Origin of the sequence: Sphingomonas sp. PAMC 26605, assembly GCF_000241485.1 — a bacterium.
In the GTDB taxonomy this organism is placed as follows: Bacteria; Pseudomonadota; Alphaproteobacteria; order Sphingomonadales; family Sphingomonadaceae; genus Sphingomonas.
In genome coordinates, this window is the sequence record NZ_JH584244.1 from 39,777 (window position 1) to 61,617 (window position 21,841).

22 protein-coding genes are annotated in these 21,841 nt (G+C 60.5%); 5 read left to right on the forward strand and 17 right to left on the reverse strand.

Features of this window, described 5'->3' with window-relative positions:
- The first annotated feature begins 333 nt into the window (after positions 1–333).
- Positions 334–558, forward strand: a complete 225-nt coding sequence (locus RH90_RS20905) for an antitoxin VbhA family protein (protein ID WP_010188857.1) — start codon at positions 334–336, stop codon at positions 556–558.
- Positions 559–635: 77 nt separating this feature from the next.
- Positions 636–1,613 (forward strand): Fic family protein, encoded by a 978-nt coding sequence (locus tag RH90_RS20910; protein ID WP_010188860.1) that lies wholly within the window; start codon positions 636–638, stop codon positions 1,611–1,613.
- Between the two features lie 12 nt (positions 1,614–1,625).
- On the opposite strand, the gene RH90_RS20915 is transcribed toward RH90_RS20910, so the two are convergent.
- The 15 genes from RH90_RS20915 to RH90_RS20985 all read right to left on the reverse strand — a co-directional run bounded on the left by RH90_RS20915 (position 1,626) and on the right by RH90_RS20985 (position 16,949).
- Positions 1,626–2,360, reverse strand: coding sequence for a hypothetical protein (locus tag RH90_RS20915; RefSeq protein WP_051124911.1), 735 nt, complete (start codon positions 2,358–2,360; stop codon positions 1,626–1,628).
- 1 nt (position 2,361) lies between these two features.
- Positions 2,362–4,347, reverse strand: coding sequence for a type IV secretory system conjugative DNA transfer family protein (locus RH90_RS20920; RefSeq protein WP_157134793.1), 1,986 nt, complete (start codon positions 4,345–4,347; stop codon positions 2,362–2,364).
- Positions 4,348–4,359: 12 nt separating this feature from the next.
- Positions 4,360–5,382 (reverse strand): P-type DNA transfer ATPase VirB11, encoded by a 1,023-nt coding sequence (gene virB11, locus RH90_RS20925; protein ID WP_010188867.1) that lies wholly within the window; start codon positions 5,380–5,382, stop codon positions 4,360–4,362.
- 4 nt (positions 5,383–5,386) lie between these two features.
- Positions 5,387–6,688: a type IV secretion system protein VirB10 gene (gene virB10, locus RH90_RS20930; protein WP_010188868.1), complete on the reverse strand. Its 1,302-nt coding sequence runs from the start codon at positions 6,686–6,688 to the stop codon at positions 5,387–5,389.
- 1 nt (position 6,689) lies between these two features.
- Entirely contained in the window at positions 6,690–7,697 is a 1,008-nt protein-coding gene (locus RH90_RS20935; protein WP_010188870.1) for a TrbG/VirB9 family P-type conjugative transfer protein, read from the reverse strand.
- 1 nt (position 7,698) lies between these two features.
- Entirely contained in the window at positions 7,699–8,376 is a 678-nt protein-coding gene (locus RH90_RS20940) for a virB8 family protein (protein ID WP_029625566.1), read from the reverse strand.
- A gap of 495 nt (positions 8,377–8,871) precedes the next feature.
- The gene (locus tag RH90_RS20945) at positions 8,872–9,903 is read right to left on the reverse strand and encodes a type IV secretion system protein (RefSeq protein ID WP_029625567.1); all 1,032 of its coding nucleotides are present in this window, start codon (positions 9,901–9,903) and stop codon (positions 8,872–8,874) included.
- Positions 9,904–10,235: 332 nt separating this feature from the next.
- Positions 10,236–10,955 (reverse strand): type IV secretion system protein, encoded by a 720-nt coding sequence (locus RH90_RS20950; protein ID WP_010188876.1) that lies wholly within the window; start codon positions 10,953–10,955, stop codon positions 10,236–10,238.
- Position 10,956: 1 nt separating this feature from the next.
- Positions 10,957–13,323 (reverse strand): VirB4 family type IV secretion/conjugal transfer ATPase, encoded by a 2,367-nt coding sequence (locus tag RH90_RS20955; protein ID WP_010188878.1) that lies wholly within the window; start codon positions 13,321–13,323, stop codon positions 10,957–10,959.
- Positions 13,316–13,651, reverse strand: a complete 336-nt coding sequence (locus RH90_RS20960; RefSeq protein WP_010188881.1) for a type IV secretion system protein VirB3 — start codon at positions 13,649–13,651, stop codon at positions 13,316–13,318. The genes RH90_RS20955 and RH90_RS20960 overlap by 8 nt, the downstream gene beginning before the upstream one ends.
- 1 nt (position 13,652) lies before the next feature.
- Positions 13,653–13,952, reverse strand: coding sequence for a TrbC/VirB2 family protein (locus RH90_RS20965; protein WP_232280467.1), 300 nt, complete (start codon positions 13,950–13,952; stop codon positions 13,653–13,655).
- Positions 13,953–14,003: 51 nt separating this feature from the next.
- Positions 14,004–15,269, reverse strand: a complete 1,266-nt coding sequence (locus tag RH90_RS20970) for an LPD7 domain-containing protein (protein WP_010188885.1) — start codon at positions 15,267–15,269, stop codon at positions 14,004–14,006.
- A complete protein-coding gene (locus RH90_RS20975) occupies positions 15,266–15,865 on the reverse strand; it encodes a lytic transglycosylase domain-containing protein (protein WP_010188887.1) in 600 nt (199 codons plus the stop codon). The genes RH90_RS20970 and RH90_RS20975 overlap by 4 nt, the downstream gene beginning before the upstream one ends.
- Entirely contained in the window at positions 15,862–16,215 is a 354-nt protein-coding gene (locus RH90_RS20980) for a hypothetical protein (RefSeq protein WP_010188889.1), read from the reverse strand. Before RH90_RS20980 ends, RH90_RS20975 begins: the two co-directional genes overlap by 4 nt.
- Entirely contained in the window at positions 16,212–16,949 is a 738-nt protein-coding gene (locus tag RH90_RS20985) for a muramidase (protein WP_198283486.1), read from the reverse strand. The genes RH90_RS20980 and RH90_RS20985 overlap by 4 nt, the downstream gene beginning before the upstream one ends.
- A 307-nt stretch (positions 16,950–17,256) precedes the next feature.
- On the opposite strand from RH90_RS20985, the gene RH90_RS20990 reads away from it, so the two are divergent.
- Positions 17,257–17,898 (forward strand): helix-turn-helix domain-containing protein, encoded by a 642-nt coding sequence (locus tag RH90_RS20990; RefSeq protein WP_029625568.1) that lies wholly within the window; start codon positions 17,257–17,259, stop codon positions 17,896–17,898.
- A 191-nt stretch (positions 17,899–18,089) separates the two neighbouring features.
- On the opposite strand, the gene RH90_RS22320 is transcribed toward RH90_RS20990, so the two are convergent.
- On the reverse strand, positions 18,090–19,292 hold the full coding sequence (locus tag RH90_RS22320; RefSeq protein ID WP_010188897.1) for a GNAT family N-acetyltransferase: 1,203 nt from the start codon (positions 19,290–19,292) through the stop codon (positions 18,090–18,092).
- Positions 19,293–19,331: 39 nt separating this feature from the next.
- On the opposite strand from RH90_RS22320, the gene RH90_RS21000 reads away from it, so the two are divergent.
- Positions 19,332–20,396, forward strand: a complete 1,065-nt coding sequence (locus tag RH90_RS21000; RefSeq protein ID WP_232280468.1) for a LysR family transcriptional regulator — start codon at positions 19,332–19,334, stop codon at positions 20,394–20,396.
- A 14-nt stretch (positions 20,397–20,410) separates the two neighbouring features.
- Here the strand turns inward: RH90_RS21000 and RH90_RS21005 are convergent, their stop codons facing one another.
- Positions 20,411–20,680, reverse strand: coding sequence for a helix-turn-helix domain-containing protein (locus RH90_RS21005; RefSeq protein ID WP_010188901.1), 270 nt, complete (start codon positions 20,678–20,680; stop codon positions 20,411–20,413).
- A gap of 487 nt (positions 20,681–21,167) precedes the next feature.
- Here RH90_RS21005 and RH90_RS23025 point away from each other — a divergent pair, with 487 nt between their 5' ends.
- Positions 21,168–21,716 carry a LacI family DNA-binding transcriptional regulator gene (locus RH90_RS23025; protein WP_081477065.1) on the forward strand — a complete coding sequence of 183 codons (549 nt, stop codon included), beginning with the start codon at positions 21,168–21,170 and terminating at the stop codon, positions 21,714–21,716.
- The last annotated feature ends 125 nt before the right edge of the window (positions 21,717–21,841 follow it).

A 21,841-nucleotide genomic window follows, 5' to 3' on the forward strand; every position in this document is an offset into this window, starting at 1 on the left:
TGCACATCGACTTCTGGCCCTCGCCGAGAGCGGGGGGTGAATGGGCAAAACCAGGGCCGATCGAGGGGGAGGGGGATCACCCGGCCTGCACCAGAGCGCAGCGCCGGGAAGGCTGGGGATACCCCCTCGATCGCCAAGCGGAGCGCTCGCGCGGAGACGGTCCAGCCCTTGCCCAGAGGGGGGATGCACCCCCCTCACTCCGCACCGCCAAAGGCGGTGCCACGAACGCTCGCCGGCCAACGGCCGCCAGCATTTCCAGAGGTAAGGCTGGGCGCTGTTTGTCGTATCGAGCACGGTTTTGTGCTATGAAGGCTCTCTTGAAAGGATCGCCCGATGAACGTCGTATCGCCCATCACATCATCCACGCCGGCGATCAGCGCGGCAGAACGCGCGCGCCGGCTGAGCGAAGTAAACTTCGCTCGAGGCAGTGTTCGCTATGAGGGTGGGATCCTCTCGGACGAGATCGAGGGCCTTAACGCGCGCTACGTCGCCGGCGAAATCACCAGCGACGAGCTGACGGCCGCGATCCTCGCATCAGACACTGTTCGCGCGGCTTGATTAGCCAGCGCGAAGCAGCCCTTACTTTTGCACGGGTTCGGGAGCTTCAACACGATCCTGTAAAAGGCCAGTTCGATGTGGCCCATCTTCAGGAAGTCCATCGCCGGATCTTCCAGGACCTGCCGGAACATCGCCCAGGCGAGTTCCGGCCGGACGCTCCGGGCCACTTCAAGAACCGCGAGCTGGAGGCTTCGAGCGATCGCGTCCTCGTACCCTATGCGCTCCGGCCCGAGATCGATCGCAATCTCGGACCGACGCTCGCGGTCCTCGACGGGGGCAAGGCGCTAAAAGGCTATGATATGCTGGAGATGTCCGAGGCCGTCGCACAGACCTATGCGCGCCTCGACTACCTCCATCCGTTCAGAGAGGGCAACAGTCGCACGCTCCGGACCTTCACCGAGCAACTCGCCCGTGAAAACGGGCACAAACTCGACTGGGGCACGACGAACGTCACGCCTCAATCCCGCGACGCATTGTACATCGCGCGCGACATGGCAGTGATCCAGCTTCGCAACCCGGGCATCTCGATGGCAGACGCGATGGCAGCGACCACGCGCGAGGATTACGAGCTCAAATACAAGATGGCGAGCCAGGTCGAACGCTACAAAAACGCCGATCCGCTCGAGGAAGTCGTCCGACGATCGCTCGAGCGGGGTCGCGAGCAGGAGCCATACGACCGGCGAATGTCGATCAGGGAAGCGGCGCGCGAAATCGTCGTGATCGAGCCGATCGCCCAGAAGCAGGCAGAGCGGAACGTCGAAGAGATGCGGCTCGCTGTCCTACGGAAAAAGGAGCCCGCGGCCGAGCTGGACCGAGCGACCAACCTGCGCGACTGGGTTAGCCGCGAAGGTACGGTTTCCGCGCTGACCGACCGCCTGGCGAACGTCAGCAGCGGTCACATCACGATCAACCACGAACCCGGCGCATCGGCCCTAAACCGACTGACCGCCGTCGCCGACGGCATCAACCTGGAGCTGTCGAAGCAACGAACCAACCCGACGCCGACGATAACGCCCCCGGTTCGGCAGATCGATCGGGGCGACATGGAGCGCTGAGGGCTCCCCAGCTTACGCGGGGAGATGCTCAAGCCGGGTCAAGGTGCCGCATAACTCTTCAGCGGCGCGACGCTCCCGGCCGAAGGCCAGGACCGTCGTATAGACCGGACTGTTGCGCTCGAACTGATAGCGGATCTCGAGGAAAGCATCCTCGATCACGGTCGTCGTCGCCTTGGAACGACCGCCAAACGTATAGCCCCCGAAAATGCCGCCCGACACGCCGCCTAGCGTGAAGGATCCGCCATGACGGATGTTCGTGATCTGGGTCGCCTCGCGCTCGATGCCGACGTTGACGATCTGCGACGGGACAAGCCACAGCTCCTCATAATTGGTCGACCGGTCGCAAATAATGACGTGGCCGTTGGCGGTCACCGCGATCGCGCCAGGGGCGCCCATCCACCAGCTCTGGCAGATGGTCACGCGCTCCGGGCCTGCCTGGAGCTGGCTGGCGAGTGTCTTCGCCGCGCCCTTGTACCGCACCGTCCGCATCGGCTTCAAAATCAGGCTGTTGACGACGGATGCGACAGCCTTCGCGATGAAATACATGATGAGGCTGCCGACAATCACGTCGACAAAATGACCCATAACCAACGGGCCGATCGCGGAGAGACCGACAAGACCGAGGATGATCGCCATCGGGACGATCGAACTGATCTTCTCGGTCTGCTCGACACAATGAAGGATCTCGGGATTGCTCCGGCGAATTTCAGGTCCCGGCCTCGTCACAGGTAGCACTACGTCGTTCATGTCATTCCCCTCGGATGGCGAGACCGCCGATGTTCGATCGCGGAATATTTGCTGTCTTAGGCAGCTCTCTCTCTCCGACCGCGCAAAGGCCGTCGAAGAGCTTGCGGACCTGCTGCTTTGGCGGAACCGCAAGACAATCATTGATGGCCGATCGATTCAATCTGCGGCCTTCCTTCGCTCCGCTACCGGTCGGGCTGGCAGCTTCGGAGGCAGACGGAGTACCTGCCTCAGATGCGGCAGCGGCTGCGGCCGCGTCATTGGCGGCCTGCGTCGCCTCGATCACGCGCAGGCTATTCGCCGCGATCGCGGGGTCGACGCGGATCTCGGGCATCTGCGGCGCCGCAATCTTGCTGCGCTCGATCAGGTGCTTCTCGGCATAGTAGCGGACCTTCTTGCCGTAGGTCGCGTACATGCCGCGCCGGAAGACAATCAGATCGTTCTCGGGCAGAAGCTCGACCTCCTGCGGGAGCATCAGCGGCCGGCGCTGGTCGGACTCGGACGTCGAGCCGCCCCCGCCACCCCATGTGCCCATCGAGCGCGAGCGCGCTTTATAGGTGTAGCTGCCGAGCTGGTCGGAGATTTTCTTAGCCTCGGACAAGGCGGCCGGACGCAGCACGAGCCGCACGGCGCAGTTGCGCTCGATGTCGGCCGCCACCTTATCGCCATAGACGCCCTGGATCTGCTCGAGCGACTGGAACGCCGGCAGCATCCGCAATCCATAACCGGCGACATAGCTGAAGGCGGTCGCAAGCACGGTGCATTTGCCAAGGCTGGCAAACTCGTCGAGCGCGAGCAGCACTTTCACCTGATGCAGGCCATCGGACGGTCGCTCGCGGACGTTGCGGTCGATGAGCTGCTGGAAAAGCAAGCCGTAGATCGGCGCGACGCGCTCGAGATCATCCGGCGAGACGCCGAGGTAGAGCGAGATCCGCTTATCGCGGAACTCGCTCAGATCGAAATCGCTATCCGACGTTGCTGCATCGACATACGGGTTCAGCCAGGCATTGATCTTCGACGTGACCGACTGACGCAGGCCAGAGAAGGTGTTCGCGGACGAGCCGGTGTAATCCTGGATCGCCGAAACGCACGCGGTCGAGAGCGGCTTACCCGCCTTCTCACGGGCAGCGATGATCTTGGGGAAACGCCGTTGCGCGTCGACAGCCGCGAACTGGCGATAAACCTCGCCAAGCGTGAACGGGAGCGCGTCTTCGCCATCGTCGACGGTCGCAGCGATATAAGCGGTGACGCCGAGGAACGCGGTGCGCGCGCCTTCGGCCCAGAACTTCTCGCCGGTGAGCGGGTCGGGGTAGAGCATCGCCCCGATCTTCTGCAGCTCGTTGATGACCTGAATCGGATCACGCCGGTCGATGTAGCTCAAGGGATTCCAGCGCACGGTGCGGCCGGTTGGATCGAGCGGATTGAACAACAGCACTTGCTGGCGCAGCACGTTTTTGCGGTAGCCCGCGGTGTTGTCGTAATTTTCCTGCTTGATGTCGAGCACGACCACCGAGTCCGGCCAGTCGAGCAGGTTCGGGATGATGACGCCGACGCCCTTGCCGGCGCGGGTCGGCGCCTCGAGCATCACATGCTCGGGACCGCCGAAGCGCATCACCTTGCCGTTGAACTTGCCCAGCACGATGCCGGCCTCGGACAGCAACAGGCCCTTCTTGACCTCGTTGATGCGCGCCCAGCGCGCCTCGCCGTGCAGCTTCTGGCGCGTGAACAGCGTCGAGACGATGATGATGACGGTCAGGACCAGGCCGATGCCGAAACCGATCAGGAACGGCACATAGACGATCGGATACCCTTTGAGCGCCCAAAGCGCGCCCGGCACCTTGCTCCACGCCGTATGCGCGTTGAGCAGATGCGCCTTGAACAGGACCGCGACCGCGCCGATCGCCGCGCTCATTACCACCCCGATCAACGCTAAAAACGCGATCGCTGCCGGCTGCGACCCCTCGTCGCTCCGCATCCATCTTCCGCTCACGCCATACTCTCCTCAATCGTTCGGCTTGCTCGCAGGATCGAACCAGACTTCCGTCACGCGGTAGCGCGCCGGCCGACCTTCGCCAGGCGGCAGGCGGTGCATCTGCACGACGATATCGACCAGCGATCGCAGCAGCGATCGGATGTCGTGCCGGTCGAGATCGTTGCCGCCCTCCGACTCCTTCACCAGCAGCGTAAGCTGCTCGAACGCGCCCTCGGCCGTATTGGCGTGGACCGTCGTAATCGAGCCGGGATGGCCGCTGTTGACGTTGCGCAGGTAGAAGAACGCGGTGCCGTCGCGCAGCTCCTGCAACAGGATGCGATCGGGCCGCATCCGCAGCGCCGATTCCAGCAACTCCTTGGCGCCGGCCTTCTGGAGGCTCTTGCCGTCCTTGGCATACATCATGTGGACGTGATTGCGCTGCGGCACGACCAGCTCGCGCGTGTCCTCGATCGTCAGGATCCGCTCATAGTCCGGGATCAGCTTGATGAGCCCTTTCGAGAAGCTCGTCTTGCCCGAGCCGGTCGCTCCGGAGATCAAGATGTTCTTGCGGGCCTCGACGGCCAGCTTAAAAAAGCCGCGCCAGTCACCCGCCTCGCGCAATCGCAGCAGATCTGCATCGACGTCCCCGTACAGACCATGCGCGCGGACCTCGCTGAACAGTCCGCCCCGCTCGAAGTCGTCGATGTTCATGGTCACGCCCGAGGCTTTCCGGATCGTGATCGATATGAAACCTTGCTCGACGGCCGGGGGAACGACGACCTGCGCGCGTTCGCCCCCGGGCAGGACCGAGGAGCAGACCGGATATTCAGAGTTGATGTCCTGCTTGGTCAGGCCGGCGATCAGCTTCGCCAGCGTCATGAGAGCGGCGTTGTCCAACGCCGGCTCATCATGCCACTCCCAACCGTTGCGGGTTTCGAGACCGATCACTCCCGGCTCGTTGATGACCAACTCGGTCACGTCGTCACGCAGCAAGTGCCGTGCGATCGGCTCAGCATTATGCTCATAGATGAGCGACGTAGGATTGGATGCCATCGGCTTAGCGCCTCAGCCCCACGTCATAGACCGAGCGGAAATCGAAGTCCTTGGCGACGAAGATCGCAGCCGTGTCGCCCTGATTCTTCTTCAGGATCGGCTTGATCTGCATCGTCGACTGGAGGACCGTCGATCCCGTGGTGCTCGGAACCTGCGTCGTGTTGCTGCCCTCGCCGGCGAGCGAGCGGCTCGCGATCTGCGAGGCATCCTCCAGCACCGAAATCACAAGCCCGACGCCAAACCGCGCCCAGAACTGCGTATCTACCCCGCCCGGAAGCCCAGCGCGGCCGAGACTGTCGGCCGCGGGCGAACCGAGATCGATCGCGACCCCGCGAGGCGTCAACGCGCGGGTCCACAGCACGAACAGCCGAGCCTGCCCTTGCGTGATGCCGCCCGAATATTGACCGAGCACCTTGGTCCCCTTGTCGAGGAGGACGATGCGGCCGTTCTCGGAATAGACGTCGTGGTTGATGACGCATGACACGAACCCAGCCTGCGTCGAGTTGATTGCAGTCTGAAGCGTGCAGGGGATCACAGTGCCTGCGCTGAGAAGCAGGTTGCGATCCGCGACCATTGTCGCCCGCACAGTCTGAATCGCGGAGTGCCCGAGCTGATCACTGAAATCGGTGGAGCCCTTTGCCGGCGCAGCAGGGGCATCTTCATCCGACGAGCCAAACCCACTCGCGCCGAGCCCGCGACGCGAGACCGTCGACTGCCCACCACGCGCCCCATCATCCTGCCCGGCGCCCTGTTGCCCGTCCATACCGGGCGCGGCTATGGAGGCGCCCGAAGCCATGCTGCTGTTGCCAAAGGCCATGATCGGCGATCGCCGCGCAGCGTCCGCCATGGCGCGGGCTTGCTCGGCCCGTCGCACCGCGTGCGACTGCTGCCCGTTTGTCGTGGCGGTTGCCGTCCCTGTTGCTGGAACCGGGTTCCCGTTGGCGTCTGTAACCTGCGTACCGACCGCTGGAGTGACCGGTCGCCCGAACACGTCCGTCTGCTGCGCGCCGGATTGACCGAGCTGACCCGCCAGCGCTGCTCGCTGCGCGTTCGGCGAGCCCATGACGTCGTCCACTGACCGCTCGCTGGCTTTTGCCGGCTGTGCGGTAGCCTCCGTGCTGGCGGAATGGTGAAAGGCACTATAGCCGATCATGATGCCGCCCATGGCACCCAGAAGGCCGATGCCGGCGCCGATGAAGGCAATGTTGCCCCAGCCCCCGCTGCGCACGACCGGGCTATCGATGTCGCTGGGAGGGACGGTATCGGCAGCGACGTCGCCGCCCCGGTCAATCACGGTGCCGACCATGTTACTGTCCCTTCACTTTACGTTCGACCACATTGGAAACGGTGCCCGTGCGATCGCCGCGATCGTTTCGCAGCGGGGCCTCGTTGTAGATGCAAAGTACCGTAGTTCCGCGCCGGAGGCGGAGCTGACGATAGACCGCATGAATCACCACAAAGTCCTCGCGCACATCGTAGGGGACGATGGTCTCGGTCCCATCGACGTCGACCGCGAAGATCGAGGGAATGTCGGCGTGCCCTGGATAGCGCAGCACCGTGAACTCGCCATTGTCGGAGACCTCGGTCGGCTGCAGAGCGGAGTCGCCCTGCACCGTGTAATTCATGTTCCGAGTACCCTCGATCACCGCATGGTCGAGTGCCGCTTGCGCGACGTTGGTCTCGATCGCCTTGGCGGTTTGCGCTTGAGCGAGCTGCACCTGTAGCGCGGCCATTGCCCGTTCCTCGCGTGGATAGCGGAATCGGACACCGTACATCGTCTCGCCCGTCCCGAGCGACAGATTGAAATGATAGGTCCGCGGCGTTCCGCCAGCGTTGGTGATGACGATCAGGTTCGTCCCGCCCGCCTTCTCGCGCGGCTTGAGGAAAACGACATTGCCGACCGGCGCGATCTGCCACGACACTGTGTCTCCCAATGCGGCCTGCGTGACCGTCTCGCCGGGCCCGAACTGGATTTCGATCGCGTGGCGGAAGCTGCCGACGATCGTCACCACCTGGTCGGGATCGTAGTTGACGTTGCGGACGCGCGCGTCCTTACCGCCAGAAATCGGCGTCTCGGACGCAAATGCCGCTTGCGGCATCAGCGTAACCGCAACAGCGCCTACGACCGAAAATGCGATGAGGCGCTGCCACACCGCCCCAACTCCGCGCCAGAAGCGGCTCTTCGAGCCGCTCTCTGTCACGACCAAATCCGTCGTCTGCGGTGACAAGCGCACCGCCAGCTTCTTGCGAAGCCCAGGCATGAAGGGGACGATGACGCGATCGCCATTGTCCGGGGTCTTTGGCTGATCGGTCATCTCACGCCTCCGGGTCGGAACGATAGTTGACGACCTGGAAGCCGAGGGGATTGATGTTCCGATCCTTCTCGTGTTCCGGCGCCGTGGTGTATTTGAAGGTCATGATCGCGTTCCAATTCTGCGCGATCGGCGTGTTCTGCCCGAACGTGATGATCTTGGTGAAGCGGACTTGCGCGACGGTCGGGCTAAGGAAGCTGATCGTCCGGATCGAGATCGAGACATAGCCCTTGTTTCCGTAGATGTTCGACGGCGCGTGCTTGTTGTTAGCCGTAACACCGTTCAGGTAGCGAGCGCCCTCGGCCGCATCGCTCGTGAGCATGACGGTATAAGCGTTCTCGCGTGCCGCATCGTTCAACCAACCTTCGCGGAGCCGCACATATTGCGAGATGAAGTAGCGGTTGACCGCATCATCGTAAGTGCGCGGTTGTGGCCCCTTGAGGGCCGTCACGACCTGCGTTTCGCCGGACGATTTGTCGACCCGGATGACATAAGGCTCGACCGTCTTCAGCGGGGCCAGCATGGCCACAGCCGCGACCGATGCTACGGAAAGCGCGCAGGCACCTGTAGCTACACCCCAAGCGAGCTTCTTGGACTGAATCGCCGCACGCATGCGGTCATATTCCCAGGTCCTCGATGTCTCGAAGTATTTCTCTTTATCTTCGGACTTCACCGCGCCCATGGCGTCGATCCCTTCAGCAGGAGGAGTAGGACAGCGCGACATCCCGCTGGGACATCCGAGGCACTGATCGCGGAACGTTCATCGCCCCAGGCCCCATTGGCGCAGCAGGCGCTGCGCCGGGCGTCTGCGGCGGAGAAGGAGTGGGAACCGGACGGGGGGCATCATCCCGCATCAGCACCGGATCTGACGGAGGCGCAGGTGCCGGTGCCGGTGACGCCGCGCCGCTAGGCGGCGCGACCATCGACTGCCCTGTGCCCTGCTGCGATGCCGGCACCGGTACGGGCAAACTCGGCAGGATCGTGCCGTACAGGTTCGCAGGTCGACGGTGCTTACCGTCGCAGACGGAAACGGGTTTGATGTGAGTCCCGGTGCAACCGCTAAGCGCAACCGCGCCTAACGCCACGATAGTCAGCCTTTTCATACGGTCTCCGTTCGTATCTTTGCCGCAGGGGCGGTGTGCGTGATTCATTGTTCGTGAGCGGCCGATAAGCCGATTTACGACGAGCGATTTGCGGAGCCGCCTGAGCCGCCTCCCGCTGGGCGGTTCGCCTGCGTCGCTCGCCGGAACATGAGCTTGTTGGTCAACATGTTCGCGCCAGTCGACAGGAAGCCGTGGCCGCCCGACGACGCGCCACCCGCGATACCCGCAGCAATGGCTGGAGCTTGGAAAAAGAAGATCGTGCCGATGATGTAGATGGCACTACAGACGAGCGTTGCAGCCATGATCAAATCGGTATTTAATACGATAAACGTCCCCTGCATCGTATTAAACTGACTCCCATCGCCTAAAGCATTGAGAGTGCTATCCATAGCAGCGACCTGCAAACCAGTGATGAACTTCGTCATAATAGCCATTACAACCATCAGAAGTATGAAATTTACTGTCTGCTTCAACCAACCGTCGAATAACCATCGAGAGGAATTAAACAGTAAGCAAGCAAGTGCCAGAGGAGCTAATGCTACACATATGGCCACAGAAAGCTTTGCGAATATAACAATACAAAATCCAACACATGCCGAAAGAAAGGCAAAAACGTATAGGATAGCGATGCATAAATACGTGATTAGGTAACAACGTAGCTGGAGGAGTGGTGTGCGGATGTCAGTGATGCCCTGAGGCTGCTGCGCCTGGACCTTCGCGTTTGCATTCGTCAACAACTTGGCAAGTTTAGTCGTATCGGAAACATAGGAGTCAAACGTGGTGCCAGGGTTACCAACAGGAGTGCCCGATCCAGCCGCGATGATTTCTCCCGGAAGATTTGTAACTACGTTTACAACAAAGGCCGAGTATCCGATCGAGCTAGCCGCCGCTAACACGAAACCAACCTTTCCGGCTTGGAATACTAATTCCCGTAAGGGTGCTTGTATGGCGCCCCGAAGCACCGCAAAGCCGAGCACTAAAAAGTAAATAGTTGCTGCGAGGGCAAGGGGCGCCGCCACAAATGTAACCAATCCCGATCCGAAGCTTGCCACAGCCGCCGTTATCGCAGTTTCAACATACGCGTAACTGGTCGTGAACAGCGTCATTATGTTGACTGGACCGGGCATTGATAGAAATCCTACGGCTATAAAAAAAGAGATAGCGAACTATTTACGCTTGGTATTCGCGTCGTAGAAGTTCTGTGAATCCTTGCCGGCCTGTATCTCAGCTGCAGATATGACGGCGTTTTGGGTAGTGGAGCACATGTTGGTCTTCTGATCAGCTGGGAGATGGCTATACTCCCCAGTGTCGCACTTTGCCTGCCACTCTCCGAGAAGTTTCCGGTTATTCAGCAACTCCTGTGTAGTCGGAACCACAACATTCTGTTGGCATCCGCAAACTAGCAACAATACGGAAATGCAGAGTCTTTTGCGCATCGTTATTTCCTAATCGTATTGGCGTCGTAAAAAGCCGCGGCATTCCGAGCCTGCGCCATCTCGGCGCTGGTGATAGCGAGGTTACCTTCACCAGATTGGGCCATCTGGATCGCCTGCATCTTCAACGTGTCGTTCTGAAGCTGCGCCTGTTCGACGGCGATGCGAGCTTGCAGATCCATGACGTCCTTTGGATCTTTCGCATAATCGAGTTGGGAGCGGAGCTGGTCGAGGCCCTGCATGCGGGTTTGAGTGATGCTCAGCGTATTCTCGCCCATCGCAGCCATTGCCGCAGACGATCCGGTCGCATCCTTCAGCGCCTGGTTATATGCGGCGTCGGCATCGGAACCCGACGACAATGCGTAACGAGACTGAATGCTCGATGCGAGCGTACCCAGCGAACCGATCTTCGACAGGTCGCCGCTGAGAAGCGTCGACGCATCGATCGACGTGTTAGGCAGAATGTTACGCACCTGCGAATTCAGCAACTGCGGTGCGATGCTGTTGACGTTGGTCAGCTTCGACAGCGAATTGAACGAGTCCTGCGCCTGCTGAATTTGCTGCTTGCCCTGGTCGATCATCTTGACCGTATTCTGGACCTGCGCGAGTGCTTGGACGTAGGTCGAGGTGTCGAACACAGGGATGCCCTGGGCCGCGGCCGGCGACGCAAACGCAGCGAGCGCGACCGGCGCGGCTGCAAACATGAGGATGTTCTTGAGCGACATGTCAGCTTCTCCTTTGGTTGGCGTAGAAATGCGGCAGCCACGCCGCGGGATCGTTGCCCGCATGGGCAATGGCCTCCTCCATGGCGACGAGCGTTTCCTCGCGGCCAGAAAGCACTTTCAACTCATTGGGCATTCCGCCGAGATCAAGCTTTGCCACGATCGAGGTGTGACCCTGCTTGACCAGAAAGGTGCGGCTCTCCGGCGTCAAATCCTCCCGGATCAGCCTAAACTCCGCCTCTGTTAGGCCGAGACCGTCGCAATAGTCCGACCGCTTCGCGTCCGAATTGGGCAACAGGATCTTGGTTGCCGTCTGCTCGATGATCGAGTGCGCGATCGGCGAGCGCAGCGCGTCGGCCGGCGACTGCGTACCGAACACCATAAAGGCGTTGCGCTTACGGAAGGTCTTGAGGCCGTCCTGCGCAAAAGCGCGGAACGCATCGTCCTCCAGCGCCTTCCAGAACTCGTCGACGTCGACCACGACGCGCTGCCCGTTCAGCAACTCGTCGACACGGTGGAAGAGGTACAGCATCGTCGGGGTGCGGATCTCCGGGTTCTCAAGGAAGTCCGTCATGTCGAACCCGACGAACTGCGCCGCCATCGACACCTCGTCTTGCGGCCCGTCGAACGCCCACCCGAGCGGCCCGCCCAGGCACCAGCGTTCGAGCCGGGCGCCGATGCCTTCAGCGTCGGAATAACCCAGCATCTCGCGCAGCGCGCTGAACGACCGCGATGGCGCCGGCAGGCGCATCACGGCGTCGATACCCTCGTCGATCAGCCGCTCTTCCGCGACGCTAAGCGGCCGGTTCTCTCGGCGCACCAACACGCGGATAAATTGCCGCAGGAACGCAATGTTGTGCGGGCTGGCGGTTAGCCCCTTGAGAGGCGCGAACCCCGTAGGCTCGCCATTGCGTAGCGCCAGATACGTGCCGCCACAGGCGCGCACGAAGATCTCCGCACCGCGATCCTTGTCGAAGAAGACCTGCTTCGCGCCGGTCTTTTCGAGCTGCGCTTGCAGGAAGTTCTGCAGGACCGTCTTACCGCCGCCTGTCGGGCCGATGATGAGCGTGTGGCCGATGTCGGCACGGTGGAAGTTGAACCAGAACGATGAGCCAGCGCGCGTTTTGAGCAGCGTCACTGCATCGCCCCAGTGGTTCCCGGACTTGCGGCCGGCCGGGAAGGTGTAGAACGGGCTGAGCGCCGCGAAATTGCGCGTGTTGATGACGGCAGGGCGTGCGCGCATCTTGAAGTTGCCGGGGAGCTGCGCCCAGAACGCGGCTTCCAGCGCAACGTCCTCGCGTGCCATCACCATGCCCGTATCGGCCGCAGCCGATCGCGCGATCGACAACCGCTCCAACAGGCGCTTCGGATCCTCGTCGATCACCGAGATCGACAGATGATGCTCGCCCATGGCGAAGCGGTTCGCCATGAGATCATCAACGCCGTCGAGCAGCTCCTCCGCCTGGCTGACGCCGGCGTCGTCCGACGATACCATCTGCTTATATTTTTTCGTGAACCGCTCGCTCGCGATCGACTTCACCATTGGCGCGAAGCTCTGGGTCAGCACAAATGGGAAATCGAGTGTCAGGAGGCTGTTGAACTGCCCGCTCCGCGTGCTGGCGACATACTCGCGCACACCGAACATGCCGAGGTAATGCGACTTGTGCGGCAAGCGAATCTCGGCCGCTTCGCGGCCGAATACCACCCGCGAGGAATATAGTGCCTGACCGAGCCGGCCATCGAGCAAGGGCACGCGAATGCGATCGCCGGTCAGGATGAAGTGCAGCACTTCCATCGGTTGCGAAAACAGAACGCCATTGTGCTCGTAGAGCGACAGCGGCTCCGGCGCGACTTCAGCGAGCAGCGATTCAAAATCGCGGCATTTGTCCGCCATGAGCGCCAGCGCGCGACTATCGATCTCAGTGGTCGCCTGCTTCTTCGAGAAGAACCGCCCCAGCTGATCGCCCGCCATGCTGGACGGGCGCACGAGGATCGTGACGTAGAATTCGTTGTGGTAGAGGACCTTTTCCTTCAGCGTTTCGGCATACTTTTCCTGCAACTGGCGCGCGAAGGCAGAGTGAAATTCGCCTCCGAGAGCAGGATCGGTCGCGGTTCGCACGAGATGCGTCCACATCGCGACGCGATCGTCACCGATCGAGCGCCACGCTATGTTGAGTTTGCTATGCCATGTGTTCAGGTCGGCGATGTCGCTCGTCTCGAACGGACGGCCATCGACGCGGTACATGCGCATGACCGAGCCGTCTTCGAGAGCGACCAAGGTATCGTCGACGTGCCGCGTGTAAGGGATGAACTTGATATCATCCGCCTCGCGAAGCGTGGTTTTCTTATGCTTCAGCTTGGAATCAGTCATTGCCGAAATGCTTCCGCTTCACGCTTTTTCCGAGGCGGACGGGAGAGTAGCTCCCGCCCCCCCAGAATTTGCGATTCTTGGAGAGAAAGCCCGTCTGGAACCACAGGCCCCACAACCGGAACGCATTGAAGTCGTAGTGACAGATCCAGCGCGCCGGCAGGTAAAGTGCCCCGAACAAGCCCAGGGGATAGAACGGATTATGGAAAATCCCCCAGAACACCATGCAGACCATGATGATCGGCAGGATCGCCTCGAGCGGCAATCCCATGAACACCGATGGTCTGGTCAGGGCGAGGAACACCTTATCCTCGGCGAGTTTGTCTTCCATATCAGGCGGACCCGCCCATCCAGCCGACGATCGTGGTCGCCGAGAAGATGATGCCGATACCGATCAGCACCGTGACGGCCCGACCCCAGTCCATCCGGCCGGTCAGCTTGGCATAGCCGACCGCCATGATGGCGATGACGCCGACAACCGAGGCGACCGTGGTCATCCACGACTTGATCGTACCGAGACCGGTTTCGATCGACGTACCACCGCTGCTCTGTGCGAGAGCTGGTTGTGCGATTGCGATCAGGGCAACCGCACCTGCGATGCCTACGATTTGACGGGCACGGGGGTCAGACATCATCCGGCCCATTTGGCGTGTGAACTTCATACGGGTCTCCATGGCTTGAGTTTACCTCTCGAGGTCGTGGGTGATTTGGATCGGTTCGATTTGCCGAACGGGGGTTGGCTCACGGGCCGAAACATCCAGGCCGCGCGACAGCGCGGCCGAGATCAATTCGCGGCTCTCGAGGTTAGCGGACATGATCCGATCCGCGTCCCCCTCGAAAGCCACGCTAATATGCTGCTCCATTGCCGCCTGCGCTTCGACCGCATTGGCAAGGCGTGGGTCAGCCGCGATCCGCTCCTCGCTGCCGCGAAGGAACAGCTCGGCCAATTCCTCAGTCTCGTGCCGCTCGGCCCGTCTTTCAGACGCTACCGTAGGCGCTCCGGAGAACTCGTCGTCACGTTCCGCCTGTACGAACGCCGCGACCGATTGCTTCGCCACCTCATGACGATTAAGCCCCGACCGAACGATGTAGACCGCATCCGCGACCTCACCGTCCCACTCACCCTCATGCGCCATCCGGCGCAGATCGTCCGGCTCATAACCCGCCTTGGAGAACGAGCTAACCAGCGTAGGGCTTTCAAGCGCACGCTCCAACGCACCGTTGAGCGCCTCGTTGTTTACTTCGAGGCGCTCGTACCGGAACCCCAATTCCATCGGCTCCAGGTTCGGTGTGAGGCTCTGGGAGAGCGCCTTATGGTCCTGGGTATAAACGCTCAACGTCAGCAGCAGACGCTTGTCGGCATCCGACAATTCCGTGCTGCCTTGTGCTGGCGCCGGTTCTGCAACGGCTTCGCGACCGACATCGGCCGACCGTGCTGGAGCGACCGCTTCGACCGCAACGGCAGCCGCGACCGGCGCAACCTGTTCGACGACCGGCGCCGGCTTTGCAGCCGCCTCGCGTTCGCGCCGTGCTTCATCCGCACGCCGCAACTCGGCCATGCGCTCCTGTTCGCCGAAGCTCGGCTCATAACCCCGGACTGTCAGCCCCTCGCGCGAACCGGCCTCCCATACGGCCTTCTTGAACTTGGGCGATCCATCGACATCGATACCCTCCCAACCGTTATGCTTGGCGATCATTACGAGCGCCGCGACGGTTTCAGGGTCCTCCTTCCGAGCAACGATCCGATCGCCGTTGCCCAGAACTTCGATCGACGCGTCACCGCGATCACCCGGCCGAAACATGCCCATACGAAACTCGTTGGGTTCTTTTGTCGGGATGACGCGAACGTTGTACCGCTCGGCCAGATCGGGCGGCAGCTTGAAGCCGGCATCTGCGGCTTCCGGCTCCACGTCCCGCCCGGGCCGCGCAACGGTATTATCCACGCTCATTTGAAAACCTCGACTGCGTTGGAAGCGATCTGACCGACCACCCAATTATCACCGGCACTGGCGGGCTTGGCCGCGCTGGTTGCAGCGGCCGCCACAGCGGGCGCACCTGGAATAGGCGGCGCGGCCTGAATCGTGCCCATGCCGCTTGCGGCCGACCACACGCGGCCGACATACCCGTTACGAAAGCCCCGCGTCAGCGTGCCGGTGTTGTAGAGCGAATAGGTCGCCGAGATCGCGTCGAGGCCGCTGTAATGGCGGCTGGCGAGGCCATAGCCCTCTTGCAGCAGCGACGACGCGAGACGCAGGTTCGTGCACGGATCGAACGCCTGTTCAACGCTCACGCCAAGCCGCGAGAAATTAGCGGAGTTGATCTGGGCCAAGCCCACATCGACCGTATAGCCCTTCGCCATGTAGCTCCGCACCAATGCGGCACCTTCAGCAACAGAGCCCGCCCGCACGCGCGGGCCACGATTGACGTTGATCGAAAGATCGTCGCCGCCACTCTCCGTCACCACAAGAGGCACGACCGCTTCGGTCGCGACTTCGGACGCGCATTTCTGCGCCAGAACGGTGATGGCGGCGACGGCATGGATCATTGCTGCGTCACCGTCTGGTAGCGCGTGTCGAGCGAGTAGTGCGACGTGCTGCCGTCGGGCTGGGTCACGGACATGGTATAACCATGCTTTGCCGACTTCGTTTTAACGCCGACCCCGGTGCAGGAGGGGAACCCGCCACCCATGGCGAGCGCGTTCCACAGTTTCGTGATCGGAGGCACGCACTCCGCGTACTTTGTCGTGGACCCCGGCGTGGCGAGGCAAAGGACCACCTGACAGCCCCAATCCGAAGCAAAGGCCGGTTGAGGGGCAGCTACGGCGACCAAACCGCCCGCGCACAGCGCGACCGCTCCAGTGGCACCGCTCAGCTTATTCAGAACACGTCGCATCATGAACCACCTCCCTGAGAAGCGCGCCAAACCGCGCTGGCGAAGACGTCCCATTGTGGCGGGGCCTTCGCTGCGGTTTGCAGGACCGAGGCAGGCGCGGTGTGCGCATCGGTCCCAATCGGCGCCGAAGCCGGCGCATCAGCGCTGGCGACGTTCACGATCCAGTCTTCATCCTCCTCGATCGGCCGTGTACGGTCGATGACTTGGCCCGGACGCGCGAAGGCGACGTGCCAATGGTTGGAGTGGCCGCGATCGCCCGGGCCGAGTAGCTCGATCAAGCGAAACCCGCTCTGCGCCATCAACGCGCGGATCTGATCGCGGTTGATCGAATTGACGCCGCCTGCCGGTACGAAGTCGACCGCCTGGCCGAACTTGTGCCAGCTATACCGCGCGCCGTAGCTCGCGTTCATCGGGCGGATCGTGTCGGTGATCCGCGCGCCGAAGGCGCGACGGACGAGGGCTGCAACATTGGATACCGTCGCCGCACGATCGATCGGCGCACCCTGCGTACCGTCATCGATGTGAGAGAGCGCGCACGCGTCGAACACCGACGCGGGCGTTACGCCGTATGTCGCAAAGTCATGCCCGCTGATCGCAAGCGGACCCGCCTCGAAATCCGCGCCTAACGTGATGAGATCCCGGACCGTCGCCTCAGCGTCGGCCTCGGTAACGGGCTCACGGCTCAGCGCTGCACCCGCATGTACCAAGAGCGCATAAGGCGCTGGCAGCGGCGTCACGCCGCCTCCGAGCCCTGCTGCGCAGAGCTGGATCGCTTTTGCCGTGAGACCCACTGGAAGCATGACCGCCTTCTGTCAGCTTAGTACAGATTTGATCCTTATCGATATCTGACGAGTCTTGCAACCCGCAATCGCCAGGGCGGCGAATGTTCATCTGGCGTTTCCGACTGAGAAATCGCTTCCGCCCCGCGTCGTCCCTCGCTTGCCGATTTGGGCGGCCTGACATAGAAAATGCCCTTTTAGCGGGTGGCGCTCCCAAGCGTCGTCCGGGTCACTGGGCAATGAGCTCCGCTTAAAGGGCAGAAGATTGGGCAAAAGCGTCGCTTTTCTCGCGGAAACACCGGGTTCGCCGACGATTGAAAGCCAACAGTTGTGCCTGAACCCTGATGACATCGAGGTTCTTGCGGGACGGAAGACCTTCAACCAGCTCACCGAGTTGCTAGAGCGCAAGGGCATCGGCCTTGAGGCCGGTGATCGGGTGAAAGTCCACGATCTTTCCTGCCTAGCGATCGCAACCCCCATGCTCGTGCGAGCAATAGCCAAGCTGCTGCGGAATGGCGTCAGCTTTGAAATCTGTACGCCCCGGATTGTTGTCGAGCCCGGTGTTGATGATAAGCTCCACGCGATGCTCGATGCCTTGGACACCCACTATCGGCACATCCACGGCATCAAGACACATCCTGCCGAGATGTCGCCCCCAGGACGCAAGCGACTGCTTGGACCAGACAAATTGCCGGAAATCCGTAAAAGGCTTAGTGCGCCGGGCGCAACCGCCACGGACGTTGCGCAGGAACTAGGCGTCGCCCGGTCCACGCTCTTCAACTACCTCGAGCGATACGACCTCGACCGCAGGGCTGGTCGGGAGAAGAAGGGTGTGAACCGGCATACCCAGAACGGCGCCGATGATCGTCAGGTCGCGGAAAGTGAGCGGGACGAGACTGCCGGCTAAGATACGATCGACCCGGCCCGACGGAAGCGCACTACGCTCGACAAGGTCATCCTTGGACAACCCTAACTCGCCAAGCAGGGCTCGGACTCGATCCGCAAACCGCGATCGCAATTCAAGGCTATTGGGCGCACCAATTTCCTCGGGTCCCGGCACAGTTGCAGCTTTCGCTTGAGGACGGCTAAACACCCTGTTCATGCCGCTAACGACGAACGGACGAGAGACATGTCGAGGGGGCCAGGTTCGTCCCAACGGCCCTCTGGCCTAATCGCCATCATCGGGTCGATCCCGAACCGGATTTCGAGCGGATCCGCGGTCAACTCTGCAACGATCTCGACATATTCCACGTCTGAGAACCAGAAAGGCGGGCGTGCCGGGATGACATCGAAACCTAGGCGCTGCCAAAATCCGACGAGATCCGAACGCGAATGCCCGTAGATCCGGCGGAAGCCTTTCCGCGCGCAGTGAGCCAGAGCCGCTTCGACCAACGGGCGCGAGAGACTCCGGCTTCGATATTCGCGACGAATGGCAAGGCGCTCGAGCTTCGCAAATTCGCCAAAGTAGCGGATGCGGATACAAGCAGCCGGATCATCGCCGACGTAAGCCAGAAGCTGTGTCGCGCAAAAATCGTTGCCGTCGAACTCTTCCTCGTAAGGGCATGCCTGTTCAGCTTGAAAGGTGGCGGAGCGGACCGAGAAGACCTTGGCCATGTCCTCGATCGAGCGGGCGACGCCGACGTGCACATGCCCCCGACGTGCCCGTTCAATGTTCCGGGCGATATCGATCGGCACGGCACTGTCCGGGCATGCCGCGACCAGATGAGCGGGGGCGCCGGGGAACATCTCTTGGGCAGGACGGAAACCGACCGCACGTTGGATGTTCGCTGAGGCATCTGTCGCTCCGTACGAGAAGATGGCGCAGCCTTCTGGGCAAAGTTCACGGAAAAGCTGCGCGATCGGCTCGAACATACGGGTCAGCAGTCTTGGCGCGACGATCAGCCAGATAGCGATCGCCGACGGTTTTTCTCCAGCCGAGCAAATCCAGGCCGGGTCAGGCTTACTTCCATCGTATCGGCCGGTCATTAGCGCCCATGCTCCGTACGCATTAAGCGGCAGGTAGGCGAAGAGGCCTGCGGTGCCGCTTTGGCCGGGCACGGTTACGGATCGGACGATATCCGGGTTTTTTTCGAGCATTCGGGCGACCTGGACCGGGTCCGCCAGCGGAAGCAGATCGCGCACGTTATCGATCATCTTTATGGTGCTGCCGGGGAGGAGGCGCTGCAGCCGGACTTGGCGACGGTGATTACGCGCGATGAGCGTATCCATCCGCTCATCGAAGCAACCATCCCAGAAATAGGCCGGTTGGGAGCCTATCGGATTGCCAACTTCTTGAAACATTTGATATCCCTCGCGCGGCGTCGTTGTGGGAGGGTGATATTGCGAAAGCGGCCGGGCGGCAGGATCACAAAAGTTGCACCACCTGTTCCAGGGGTGAACACTGAACAGCAGGGCGAGTTCGCCGACCTAGAATGGGACGACGTGAGGTTGTTCCGTGCCATCCAGCGCTTGGGCAGTATGCGGAAGGTCGCTTCAGATTACGGCGTCGTGGTGAACACGATCCGTCGGAGAATAAAGCACGTAGAGTCAAGGCTCGGCCTGCATCTGGCACATCGTAGTGCCAACGGGATCGTGCTGACCGAAGACGGAGAGAAGCTTCTTCGAATTGGTCAGGCGATGAGCGACGCCGCGGAATGGGATGTCTCGGATGGCACCAAAGACGTTCTCTTAAGGCCGGGACAGATCACTATAGCCTGTACCGAGGGTATCGGAACGCTGTGGCTGACGCCGAGAATGCCGCGGTTACAGGCCGTTCTGCCGAACATGACCATTGGCTTAGATTTCGACTACGACCTTACCCGTGACCGAACGCGCGCGGCTGACATCTGGCTGACGTACGAACAGCCAGCTGAGGTGAATCTCATTACGTCGAAATTGGCTACCGTTCATTTCGCTGTATATGCCAGCAAGAGCTACATCCAACGGCACGGCGTCCCATCAACCGTGGACTCGCTCAAAGACCATCGGATCGTGGAGCATGTCGGCCCTGGCGTTCGCTCGGAGCAACTTGATTTTCTGATCGGCACTGAACGCCCTCAAGGGTTCATCGCAATGCGAACCAACTCTTCGCTATCTCAGCTTTGGTCGGTCACAAAGGGTATTGGTATCGGTGCCCTGCCTACCTTCGTTAGCGAAATTACAAGCGCTGCGGTTCCGGTGCCTCCAGAACTGCGGATACGACGAGAACTTCGTCTCGTCTATCGATCCAAAGCAAAGCCATCCCCAGCCATTTTGGCAACAGTGAAATGGCTTCGTGAGTGTTTTGATCGTGCAACCCATCCCTGTTTCGCCGATACCTATATCGATCCGAAGACCTTTCTCCGGGATTATAGCGAGACCAACATTGTGAATATATTCCCGACCCCCTTCGACGAGATCAAATGACGACGCCTAAGGAATCATACCCCTTTAGCCTCGGCCGACTCGTCAGAAGGACGCAATAAATCCCAGATATCCATACCTAACGCTGCCGAGAGCTTTATCATCATGTCTAGCGTCGGGTTAGCACGGCCCCGCTCTATCGATGACAGGTATCCGATCCCGATACCCGTACGCTTGTAGATGTCGGTCTGAGTAAGCCCAAGCGCCTTCCGTCGCGCCTTGACGCGCGCTCCGAAGGCGAGCGCGGCCGGCTGAATAATCTCCTCCAGATGGAGTCTCATCGTCATTTAGAGATGTCTCGTCCCGGCTCGATTACGGCCACAGGTCTGTGTCCATTCTGTGACACCTTAGCCGAGGCCGAACCAAAACCCAAGAACGCTAAAAACCGCAGCAAAGGTCTGCGCGCCCGTCCGCACCCCCGCGCTACATACCGAATTTTTTCGGAGCGGATCGTCTGACACCCAGCCGCGCACCACCTGAATGCCAAGATAGTGATCAAGCGTCGATACGAGAGCGTAACAAGATAAGGTAATCGTAATTTTACTGTTTTATCAGGGTTTAGACCTGTTCGACAGCGTGTGTAAGTTCCATAACTTGACCCTGATTGAACGTCGCCAGTGTATCAGATTGAATGCTTTCCCGGGGTATACCCTAAACGACGCTACGAATGGTTAGGGTGCGACTTCGGCCAAGCGCTGAGCATTACGGCGATATCAAAGGCTTGCAATATGGCTCCAATCAGCAAAACTTGGGTATCGGGATAATTGGACGGAAATGACCGGCATGAAATTTAAACGAGCGACGATTCGAGATGTCTCGATGCATGCAGGTGCGTCGATCGCATCGGTCTCGCGCGTAGTCTCGGGCAAGGGCTTAGTTTCACCAGACTTATCGTTAAGAATACGCAAATCGGTGACCGCCCTTGGTTATACACCTCATGCGTATGCCCAAGCGCTCGGACGCGGCTCGTCGAACACGATTTTAGTTGTATCGCTTGTGGACTCTGATGCGATTGGTGGACCTATACTACACGCACTTGCAAGGGAGATTGATAAAAGGGGATATGTATCAAGTATAAAGGTAGAATATCTAAGCTTTACCGTGACAGAAGCCAATGAAAAATATTTCATAAATCAAGGCGACGAGATAAATAAAATACTTATTTCACACGAGAAACTTCCATATAAAATAATAGAACGTAGTGTAATCATTATTTTAGATTCAACCGATGACGATCAAATCGTGGAGGTTGCGGTAACATCGATCAACCACGCGATTTCATCGCCCTCGATATTAACCAGGATCGTGATTCAGGATCGATAATATAATTCTGGTATTACTGGGCACTGCGATAGGCAATTTTCGTCACTGCTTTGTAACCCGGCGGAAAATTGAGCGCAGATCTTTCCGGAAGCATCAGCTTATCAGAAGGAGCGGCCTGTATGAGC